Raw genomic sequence first — 10,413 nt, forward strand, 5'->3', positions numbered from 1 at the left:
TCGTCTGGCAAACATCAGCTCGCTTTCCACTTCTTGTAATTTTTTTAGTGCGGCATTTTCTGTTTCTAAATATTCGTTTCGTGCCTTTAATATAGCCATTTCTGCACGAATACGCTCAGTTTCTGTCTGTATATTATCTGGTTTTCGTTTTCCTCGACTGTCTATTAATCCATCAGGGCCATATTTTTGATATTTTTTTACCCATTGATACACCAAGTTGTACGAGATGTTATATTTCTGTGCAGTTTGTTTATAGTTTAATTGATTTTGAATACAGTCTTTGACGATAAGGATTCTTTCTTCGTGCGATGTTTTTCTATATTTCATAGTGTATACCTCTGGCTTAGGATAGTAGGCCTTCGTGGCCTCACCATTAGTATACTTAATAATCCAATTTCGTACAGTTGTAACAGAAGGAATATTATATTTTCTTGTGATTGCCGTTAAATAGGTTTTCGATTCTAAAAACTCTTTAACCACCATTTCTTTAAATTCATTTGTATAAGTGTTAAACCCATCTCTATCTTCTAAAGCAGAAAGTCCATATGCTTTATATTTCGAAAAATACATATTAAATGTTCCAGGTGAAATCCTTAAACCATATTCACTACGCAACTCACGAAAAGGCACACCATCTAAATACAATTCTATGAATCGTTCTAATTCTTTTGCAGTATGTTTCTTAGCCAATCTAAAAAATACCCCCTCTAAAGTAGTTTACTTTTTTAGTGTCTACTTTAGAGGGAGCATATCACATATAAGTTACATTTTGCTTTTTTCGTTTTCTTTCAATTTGAGCGCCAAGTTCCATCAGGTTCTTATCTCGAGGGGCACTTCACTCAGGAAGCTCCGCCTCGATATGTAAACAACAAGGACAAAACTGGCCACGAAAAGCTCCATGGATTCTATAGTAGGAACAATAGCGTGTGCATTCAATGTGAATTACTGCCGCTTGGGAATTTATTTCCTAGCGGCAGTTTGAAGCTTGAAAGGAATTGAGACGTAAGGCTCAATCCGGTGCAGCTATTGTCACTACTATAAAGATATCCATAGGAGCTTGCAGTGTCCTGTTTTTTGTCCGTCCTATTTATTTTGCACATACTGCTCAAGGCGGTAGCTTCCTGCAGTGAGAAGCACCATCGCCATTCCAAGAAGCACCCATACGGATGGGAACATGGATTGAAAATCAATCGCCTTTACGATCCAATACATCGGACTGCAATAAACAAGCACATTTAACCACAGTAAATTCGTTACAGCCCCCGTAGCCACTGGCATTCCCATTGCACTCATGATAATTACAATCAGCACTCCAATTGCCGTCGCAAGTTGCGGATTTTTAAACAATCGGAATAAGAATAAATTCAAACTCAAGCTGAACATCGTTGTTGCTAGTAACATTCCTAAGAACAGACCCCAGTTTAAGTGTGGAACCATCCCTATCAATGTGAAGAAGAGCATCAATAGCGTATTCGCACCAAACATAAAGACAAAATAAGAAAGAATAAAGGATAAGACAATCTCCAAATTCGAACTAGGTGAAACGACTGAACGTTTTAACACTAGTGATTTCTTAAATTGAATCCAGTTAGACGAAATCGTTGAGGCGTTAAAAATAACGTATAACAAAATCATCATCACAGCCATACCCGAAGCAATCGGATTCGGAGCCGCGCTTTCCTCAATGACCATCTCTTGTGAAATGCTAGGAAGTGATTCTCCTGGCTTGAGAACGCCTGCTTCTTGTAATTTCGCATCGAGCATTACTTTTTTAAGAGTTTGCATTAACTGTTCATCTAATAGAAAATCACGAGTTCCTCTTTGTGTATTCCACACTAAAATTGTTGGAACTTTTCCAGATTTTGCGTTTTGTAAATAATGAGCAGGTACCTGGTAAATAACGGTCATCTCACCCTTTTTTAGGGCTGCTTTAGCAGATTCTAAATCTGAAAAGACATGTTCCTCATTGATATAAGGCGCAATCAATGAACGATACTCTTCATTTCCTTCCTCGAAAACAAAAGCCACAGTGGAAGCCACAGGAAGAGTAGAATCACTATTTGTATTCGTATTTTGGACAAAAAGCATCAGTCCTGACATAAGAGAAGGCATTCCAATCGTCATAAAAAGAAATGTAGGATTTTTCAACATACGCTTCAGGTGAAAAAGAATCATTCGAACGAATTTCATTGTTGTGCCTCCTTTCTCTTGATTCTTAAGACAAAGACAAATGACAAAATACAAAGAATTAGAGTAGCACTTGGGATCATGTCCCCTACAGAAGCCCCGTTCATTAAGTCTACAAATGGCGTATAGATGAATCGTTGGACTAAATTACCAGATAAGAATCCAAACACTGGACTAATCTTATCTAATGGAAGAATCCCTGAACTAAAAATCAAGAGCATGTTGACCAGTGTTGAAATCATTTGATGATTCTTCTCTGTAATCAGCGTTCCTACAATCGTTGCGACAACTCCCGTAAACAGACTATAAAATAGCGCAAATAAAAGAAGTCCCATCAAATTATTTCCAAACGTTGTTGCATCCACTAATTTCCAAGCAAGAATATATAGTAGAATCAAGAACGTATTAAAGATGACATGAGTTGCTAAGTCTAAGCGCTCTTTCTCGCTAACGGAATATGGCAAGATTTCCATCCGTTTTCGATAGCCTCCTAGTTCTTTTTGAACCTTTGAACGCCATAAAGCTTCCATTATCATGATTAACAGTAAACTGATCCCGGTAATTGAAAAATGTTGAGCACTGGTTAATTGCGCCTCTGCTTCAACTTGTTCCATTTGAAAGGCTTGACTAGCAATCTCTTGTTGCAAGCTGGCAAGTAATGTAGCGACTTGTTCCTTGGAGATGGTCGCTGCTGGAGTCGCATCGATTTTTCTAGCGACTTGATTCACTTCTAGCAATTGAGTGGTGATTGTTGAAAACAACTCTTTATAGACTGCAAAAGCAATATTTGAAGAGCGCCCTAATCGACGAATGACAATCGGACTGTCCTGACTGCCTGATTGAATCGCTTTGGTAAAGCCTTCTGGAATACTAGCGCTGAATTTCGCCTCTTCTGGATTACTCGTTAATAAAATTTGCTTTTCTTCAGATAACTGTTGAAAGAGTTGAACAATTTTATCTCCATACTCTCCCTGATCATTGTTTTCAATATATAGTGGTACATCCACACTCAATTTTGGTTGCGCATAAATTCCTCTCATCGAGAAAGCTAAAAACAACGTTAAGAAAAAAGGCGTTAAAATAATCATCAGAAGGCCTTGAAATTGTTTGAAAGAAGCTATTACTTCGGTCTTAATATAGCGAATGTATCTCATAATGCCCTCCTTAATCTCGAAGTGTCTTCCCTGTTAATTGCAAGAATGCTTCCTCTAATGTCGTTTCTTTGATGCTAAGCGACTTGATTACGAGTTGTTCTTGTTCCACAAAACCAATCAATTTCATCATGGAGAAAATCGTTTGGTCCACCGTAAGCTCGAGGGTTTCCTCTTTCAACAGGACATGTTGAACGCCATTCTCACTGGCTTTTAAAGCTTCTTCAAAACCATTTGGAATGCGGTCTAAGGTCAGTACCACTGTTTGCGTATGTCCGACTAACTTTTTCACTTCTTCTTTTGTTCCGTAAGCCACTTCTTCTCCAAGATCTAAAATAAAGACACGATCACAAAGGGCTTCAATTTCTTCCATATAATGCGAAGTATATAAAATCGTTGTGCCTTGCGCGGCTAACTCTTGGATGTAATCAAAAATATATTGACGTGACTGCGCATCGACGCCAACAGTTGGTTCATCTAAAATAAGAATCGAAGGATTATGTAACATCGCTACCGCAATATTCAATCTGCGTTTCATCCCGCCAGAATAGTTTTTCACTTTTTCTTTTCTCTTATCCGTCAATCCTGCAACTTCTAGTAACTTTTCAATTTGTGCTTTTAACTCAGCACCATATAATCCATAAAGACCGCCAAAGTATTCCAGATTATCTACCGCATTCAATTCTTCTAGCAAGGCAATATCTTGAGGTACGAGTCCTAAATGTTTTCGGATTTCCACTTTATCTGTTTTAATCGACTTTCCATTAATCAAAATATCCCCGCTATCCATTGGTTGGATGCCTGTTAAAATATCAATTAAGGTACTTTTTCCTGCGCCATTAGGTCCTAATAGACCGAACAGCTCTCCCTTCATAATTTCAAAGGAAACATTTTGCAACACTTTATGGCGTCCATAAGACTTTGTAACATCTTTAATCTCAATCATGTTTACACCTCTTTAAAAAATAAATAGAAATGACATACTTAATAACATACAAAATAGAAAACAACTGGCAACGACAATCTTTTCTTCTCGTAAATCTTTCTCTGTTCTTCTTTCTTCTCTCATCAATCGTAAACTCCTTTGTTACTGTACCCCTATCATAGCAAGCTTCTCTTATAACTAGTAGTTTCCAACGTCACCAACTACCATGACCAAAGTCACTTTTATGAATGGGTTTCTGGTGAGTAGAAGAATATTCTCTAATAGAAGAACCTCTAGTATAAAAAAACTATCGCCAGGACTCTCTAGCTTCCAAGTAGCCACAATAGTATGAGGACCCGATTTTTCTTCATCCCAATCGGTAGAGAGTCTCTAAACTCCACACACACTATTGTCGCTACAAAAAAACTAACCATCCGAGCAATAGTTTATTGTTTTAATTTATTCTCGTAAGCAAAAATGACTAATTGCGTTCTATCGCGTAGTTCTAACTTAGAAAGAATCGTACTAATATTATTTTTTACTGTGCCTTCTGAAAGAAAGAGCGTTTGGGCAATTTCCTTATTGCTGAGGCCTTTTGCCACCTGTGCAATCAGTTCCACCTCTCTGGTTGTTAAGCCCCATTTTTCGGCATCGAAACTTTCCTCTTTCTCTACAGAGGTGTTTGTTAAGAGTGCTTCAGAAATCACCGTATCCATCACGACTTTTCCAGAAAGGGCTACTTTAATACCGTCAAGAATGGCATCTGGACTACTATCTTTTAACAAATATCCAGAAGCCCCATTTTGAACAGCTTCGACAATATATTCAGTATCTTGGAAAGTCGTCACAATTAACACTTTCACTTCTGGAAAGGCTTCTTTAATCAGCTTTGTACCTTCGATTCCGTTACTTTCAGGCATTCGAATATCCATCAACACGACATCTGGCCGGTGAATGGTACAAGCTTCAAAAGCTGCTTTCCCGTTTTCTGCAAGAGCTAGCACTTCTACATTCCCACTGGCTTCGAGCATGATTTTTAATCCTGTCCGAATCAGCATCTCATCATCTGCAATAATTAATCGAATTGGTTTTGTCATTAGGTCCCTCGTTTCTACCCCTTATTCGGGTTTGGAATAATGAATTGAATGGTCACTCCTTGGTTGGAAGGGTTCATCTCTACAACTCCACCCTCTCGTCGAAGTCTCTCTTGTAGGGATTTTAATCCACCCTTTGGAACAAGCTCTTGGCTAGTTGCGCCTTGTCCATTGTCCTTAATCGTGACCACTAACTGCGCTTGATTATACATCAAAAGTACGGTGATTTTTGTTGCGTCTCCGTGTCTCATAGCATTCGTAATCGCTTCTTGGACTCCACGAAACACACTCAGTTCCGCTTCACTGTTAAGTGCAAATGTTGGATCATTTTTTCTAAACTGTATTTCAATCCCTGAATTCACTTGAACTTCATGGAAGAATTCTTCCAGTGCAATATCCAATTGCTTCCTATCCATTTGCTCCGGTTTCATATCATGGACAATTTTACGAACCTCTTGCAGTCCTTGCGTCGCAAATTCGCGTAATCCTTCACTCATTTCTTGAATCGGAGAATTTTCCATCTTCGCTAATTGACTAATCGCACCTAGTTGAATAATAATCGTCGATAAACTATGGCCAACAGAGTCATGAATTTCACGGGAAATCCGATTCCGCTCTTGTAGTGTGAAGATTTCCTTCATTGTCCCCATTTTATATTGTGCTTGCTGCAAATCGTACCGTTGCTCACTTAGTTTTTGATACACTTCATCTAATTCCTCTTGCAACGCTCTTCTTTCTTCTAAAATATAATTTCCATACAAGAAGAAAAGAATAAAGAAGACGGTCATAATCGCTTTAAGCGTATCGAACTGCTGCATGGCTGGGATGATAATGATTAACCCAAGAAGCACCTGCATCACTACCGCGTTCTTAAATGAGAAGCGTAGGCTAATTTCAAAGCAGAGGAGTAGGATGAGGCCAGCAAAAACCGTTTGGAAATAAAAACAAAGAAGTGCCACTGCAATTCCTTCTACTAAAATATACCATTGATATTTTAACCAATAATAACCAATCTGAACGACCGCGATAAAGGCCGTAAAGAAGACAATTTGATGAGCACTCATCTCTGGCAATTGGCTCCATTCAAACAATGAAAAAAGAATGAAACCATACCGAATAATGAATCTTACCCATTGATCGACTTTCATGATTTCATCCTCCTAAATTACATACTCATTAAAAATAAAAATGCAACAAAATTATTGATAAAGTGCATCGTAATCGATGCAACAATATTATTCTCATAGTAACGATACATCCCTACGATTGGAATTGTTAAAGGAACGTATAGCAAGGCAGACATCCAATTAATGCCACTTCCATCACTAGAAAGGGAATGTAAAAGAATGAATAATACAGCCGAGATGATAGTCAACACATGGACATTCATCGATTTTTTGAAAGACCCAATGATGGCTTCACGAAAGACTAATTCTTCCAAAATAGGTGCCACCACGCAAAGCAATACAAACATCATCACAAGATTGGATTTCGACATCATGGATTCAATTTGCGCTTGATTATCTGAAGTAAATTCCCCTAATAAATTCGACACAATGATTGCGAGTACAATTCGAAGAACATATCCTATCGCTAAATCACGTATAAAAGGTCGTTTAACAAAATCTTTTGCCGCTTGCGCTATTTTGGTTCGGTAGAGCCAAATTCCAATGACCATCGAAATGACTTGTAATACGACATACATTTGGGTATCTACCGCATATTTTCCTGAAGAGACTTGTACAATAAAGAAACTTGGGAAAATAATTAAATTCAGAAAATAAACAATCCATAGTAAAACTGCATTCTTTTTCATGATTCACCTCTAGTCATCCGTGAAACGGACTGGTTTTGTATTTTTAATACTATATATTTTTTCAATTTGTCCATCAGACCAGACGATACCGTGAAGTGCGCCGCCAAAAACAGCTCCGCCATCAATCCCGATTTTACCGTCCTGTTGCCATAATTTCATAAAGTCACCATCTTCGTTTAAGCCACGTAAAGGTGTGTGTCCGAAGATAATCGTTTTGCCCGTGTTATTAACCCCTGTATGGAACGGTTCACGAATCCAGTAGAAGTCTTTTGGCTCCGTGTCGTGCCAGTCGTCCAAGCGTAAATCTACCCCGGCATGTGCTAAGAGTAAATCTCCTTCATCAATATAGAGGGGACGTTCTCTTAGGAAAGCTATCAGTTCCGGATATTGCGCTTTAATCGCTTCTGCATCCTCTACGGGATTTACCGGAGTATCTTGAGGACGTCCGAGTAAGTCATTAATCGTTGTATCTCCGTTGTTTCTTAAGTAATGTGGAAAACGTCCCTCTGGATCATCGATAAACGCAAGAAACATGACTTCATGGTTTCCCATCATATACCAAGCATTTTTTTCTTTGGCATATTTCATCCCTGTAAGGACACTTCGTTTATTGTCGGGACCACGGTCAATCAAGTCTCCCATGAAGACCAGTTGCTGAGTAGTTTCGTCCCAGTTTTGAAGCATCTCTTCCATCATGTCTGCTTCACCGTGAATGTCACCAATAATAAAATATTTTTTCTTCATCTATTCCACCTCAAATAACTATCATACTGTTCATTATAACAAATAACCCCCTGAATATGAAAGAAGCTTCTTTTAAAACAAAAAGAAGATCGAACCATCGCCCGATCTTCAGTCTTTAAAAGACATGATTATGCTTCTTGTTTACGAAAGACTAAGAAACTACCTGTAATCGCTGCTAGTGCACCTAAAACAAGGATAAAAGGATTTTCCAATGTTCCAGTATTTGGTAACTCTGGACGTTTTGGTTCCTCTGTTGTCGTTGTTTGTGGTGTAACGGTTGTTGTTGTACCTTCAGTCGTTGGTTCTTCCGTAGTCGTTGTCACAGTAGTCACTTCCGTTGTAGTTGACTCTGTCGTTGTTGTAGCAGTGGTTGTCGTTTCTGTTGTACTTGTAGTGGTGGTCGTTGTAGCAGTCGTTGTGGTTACTGGCTTTTCACCATCAGCAAGCCCAATCCCTGTTAACATTTTATACGTCACATCTGTAGAAATCGCATCGTCTAACTCCTCAGCTGTAATCGTAATGCGATTCTGAGGATTTTTACTTGGATTGGCCAATTGAACCTTATAGTCTATAAAGATAATTTTATCCGTAGAATTGATTTTAACAGTAATTCCAGTAGGAGTGATTTCATAATCACTTTCTGAAAGAAATCCAGCTGATTTCCAAGGATAAGTCGATTCTACTAACTCTACACGTAATGAACCAGGTACATAAGTTTGATTTGCATCCCATACGTCCTTAATTTCAATATTCGATAAAGTCTTTCTAGCATAGTTCAAACGAGCCCACCAGTGAACTTGTTCAGCATTATCCGCTTGTTGAGCTCCCCATTTAGCAGCCATTTCATTTGGACCTGGCATTGGTAAAGGTTTAATTTTTTGAGTAATGATAGTTCCATTGAAATCCAATTCTTGCGTTGTATCAGCTAAGCTATCATCTGAAGCCCAGAATACCTCAACAGAAAGTTCCATGTTCTTTTTCAAATAGTTTTCTTCAAAATATGAACTAAACGTCACCGTTACAGTTCCTTCAGCCGCATTCACCTTTGCATTGGCTACGACTTGATTTGCCTTGTTATAAACTGGAAATGAATAATCCGATTGCAGACGAATTGGCGCTTTTAAATTGAATTGTAGCGTATCATTTTCGTTGATGGTTACCTCATCCGGAAAATCAACTTGGAATGTTAAACCCCATCGTCCATAAATATCTGAAGCATCTCCCGTTACTGTCACTTTCGGATTGGTTACTTTTAAAGTAGTCCCTTCCTTTTGAACCTCAACTGCATTTACTTTTGCAGAAAAGACGAGCACTACTAAACTAAATAATGCTACGATAGAATATAAAATCTTTTTCATAAATATCTCCTTATATTTTTTATTAAGATTATATTCATAATATTAATTGATTATTACATTTTTTATATAATTGAATTGTGAATTTTATGTGAAAAGAGGCAAGAAATGAATTTTCATTTCTTGCCTCTATAATCGCTTGATCTATTTTTCTAAGCTACTTGCCGGGATTGAACCGGCGACCTCCACCTTACCAAGGTGACGCTCTACCGACTGAGCTAAAGCAGCATTTTTGGGTAAAAAAAAAGAACTCCGCCAGTAGGACTCGAACCTACGACATCATGATTAACAGTCATGCGCTACTACCAACTGAGCTATGGCGGAAAAATAATAAAGCGTGGCAACGTCCTACCCTCGCAGGGAGAAACCCCCAACTACTATCGGCGCTAAGAAGCTTAACTTCTGTGTTCGAGATGGGAACAGGTGTATCCTTCTTGCCATCGTCACCACACTTTATTTCTGAAAAAACTTTCGTTCTTTCAAAACTGAATCTATATCCAACTCCATCAATCTACCAGCTATACAACTCGTGGTTAAGTCCTCGACCGATTAGTACTAGTCCGCTCCATGCCTCGCGGCACTTCCACTTCTAGCCTATCTACCTGATCGTCTCTCAGGGGTCTTACTCACTTAATGTGATGGGAAATCTCATCTCGAGGGGGGCTTCACGCTTAGATGCTTTCAGCGTTTATCCCGTCCACACATAGCTACCCAGCGATGCTCTTGGCAGAACAACTGGTACACCAGCGGTGTGTCCATCCCGGTCCTCTCGTACTAAGGACAGCTCCTCTCAAATTTCCAACGCCCGCGACGGATAGGGACCGAACTGTCTCACGACGTTCTGAACCCAGCTCGCGTACCGCTTTAATGGGCGAACAGCCCAACCCTTGGGACCGACTTCAGCCCCAGGATGCGATGAGCCGACATCGAGGTGCCAAACCTCCCCGTCGATGTGAACTCTTGGGGGAGATAAGCCTGTTATCCCCAGGGTAGCTTTTATCCGTTGAGCGATGGCCCTTCCATGCGGAACCACCGGATCACTAAGCCCGACTTTCGTCCCTGCTCGACTTGTAGGTCTCGCAGTCAAGCTCCCTTCTGCCTTTACACTCTTCGAATGATTTCCAACCATTCTGAGGGAACC

9 protein-coding genes, 2 tRNA genes and 2 rRNA genes are annotated in these 10,413 nt (G+C 39.3%); all 13 read right to left on the bottom strand.

Annotated elements, in window-relative coordinates; genetic code table 11:
• On the bottom strand, positions 1–690 hold a 690-nt coding region (locus ADH99_RS08475), incomplete at its 3' end, for a helix-turn-helix domain-containing protein (protein ID WP_049555913.1).
• A 393-nt stretch (positions 691–1,083) separates the two neighbouring features.
• A complete protein-coding gene (locus tag ADH99_RS08480) occupies positions 1,084–2,190 on the bottom strand; it encodes an ABC transporter permease (RefSeq protein WP_049555633.1) in 1,107 nt (368 codons plus the stop codon).
• Positions 2,187–3,341 carry an ABC transporter permease gene (locus ADH99_RS08485; RefSeq protein WP_049555634.1) on the bottom strand — a complete coding sequence of 385 codons (1,155 nt, stop codon included), beginning with the start codon at positions 3,339–3,341 and terminating at the stop codon, positions 2,187–2,189. The genes ADH99_RS08480 and ADH99_RS08485 overlap by 4 nt, the downstream gene beginning before the upstream one ends.
• A 10-nt stretch (positions 3,342–3,351) precedes the next feature.
• Positions 3,352–4,284 carry an ABC transporter ATP-binding protein gene (locus ADH99_RS08490; protein ID WP_005606586.1) on the bottom strand — a complete coding sequence of 311 codons (933 nt, stop codon included), beginning with the start codon at positions 4,282–4,284 and terminating at the stop codon, positions 3,352–3,354.
• A 425-nt stretch (positions 4,285–4,709) separates the two neighbouring features.
• Positions 4,710–5,360, bottom strand: coding sequence for a response regulator (locus ADH99_RS08495; protein ID WP_049555635.1), 651 nt, complete (start codon positions 5,358–5,360; stop codon positions 4,710–4,712).
• 14 nt (positions 5,361–5,374) lie between these two features.
• Entirely contained in the window at positions 5,375–6,505 is a 1,131-nt protein-coding gene (locus ADH99_RS08500) for a sensor histidine kinase (protein ID WP_049555636.1), read from the bottom strand.
• A 17-nt stretch (positions 6,506–6,522) separates the two neighbouring features.
• On the bottom strand, positions 6,523–7,173 hold the full coding sequence (locus tag ADH99_RS08505; RefSeq protein ID WP_049555637.1) for a CPBP family intramembrane glutamic endopeptidase: 651 nt from the start codon (positions 7,171–7,173) through the stop codon (positions 6,523–6,525).
• A gap of 9 nt (positions 7,174–7,182) precedes the next feature.
• On the bottom strand, positions 7,183–7,917 hold the full coding sequence (locus ADH99_RS08510) for a metallophosphoesterase (RefSeq protein WP_049555638.1): 735 nt from the start codon (positions 7,915–7,917) through the stop codon (positions 7,183–7,185).
• Between the two features lie 128 nt (positions 7,918–8,045).
• Positions 8,046–9,275 (bottom strand): LPXTG cell wall anchor domain-containing protein, encoded by a 1,230-nt coding sequence (locus ADH99_RS08515; RefSeq protein ID WP_049555639.1) that lies wholly within the window; start codon positions 9,273–9,275, stop codon positions 8,046–8,048.
• A gap of 152 nt (positions 9,276–9,427) precedes the next feature.
• Positions 9,428–9,500, bottom strand: a tRNA-Thr gene (locus ADH99_RS08520).
• Positions 9,501–9,522: 22 nt separating this feature from the next.
• Positions 9,523–9,596, bottom strand: a tRNA-Asn gene (locus ADH99_RS08525).
• 11 nt (positions 9,597–9,607) lie between these two features.
• Positions 9,608–9,723: ribosomal RNA gene (gene rrf, locus ADH99_RS08530) — 5S ribosomal RNA — on the bottom strand.
• 78 nt (positions 9,724–9,801) lie between these two features.
• Positions 9,802–10,413, bottom strand: a 23S ribosomal RNA gene (locus ADH99_RS08535); the annotation flags it as partial.

The sequence above is a fragment of the Granulicatella sp. 572.rep1_STHE genome, assembly GCF_001073445.1.
Classification (GTDB): Bacteria; Bacillota; Bacilli; order Lactobacillales; family Aerococcaceae; genus Granulicatella; species Granulicatella adiacens.

Coding starts and splice junctions, on each gene's coding strand:
- ADH99_RS08480 (WP_049555633.1), bottom strand. CDS start 2,190: ATGAAATTCGTTCGAATGATTCTTTTTCACCTGAAGCGTATGTTGAAA.
- ADH99_RS08485 (WP_049555634.1), bottom strand. CDS start 3,341: ATGAGATACATTCGCTATATTAAGACCGAAGTAATAGCTTCTTTCAAA.
- ADH99_RS08490 (WP_005606586.1), bottom strand. CDS start 4,284: ATGATTGAGATTAAAGATGTTACAAAGTCTTATGGACGCCATAAAGTG.
- ADH99_RS08495 (WP_049555635.1), bottom strand. CDS start 5,360: ATGACAAAACCAATTCGATTAATTATTGCAGATGATGAGATGCTGATT.
- ADH99_RS08500 (WP_049555636.1), bottom strand. CDS start 6,505: ATGAAAGTCGATCAATGGGTAAGATTCATTATTCGGTATGGTTTCATT.
- ADH99_RS08505 (WP_049555637.1), bottom strand. CDS start 7,173: ATGAAAAAGAATGCAGTTTTACTATGGATTGTTTATTTTCTGAATTTA.
- ADH99_RS08510 (WP_049555638.1), bottom strand. CDS start 7,917: ATGAAGAAAAAATATTTTATTATTGGTGACATTCACGGTGAAGCAGAC.
- ADH99_RS08515 (WP_049555639.1), bottom strand. CDS start 9,275: ATGAAAAAGATTTTATATTCTATCGTAGCATTATTTAGTTTAGTAGTG.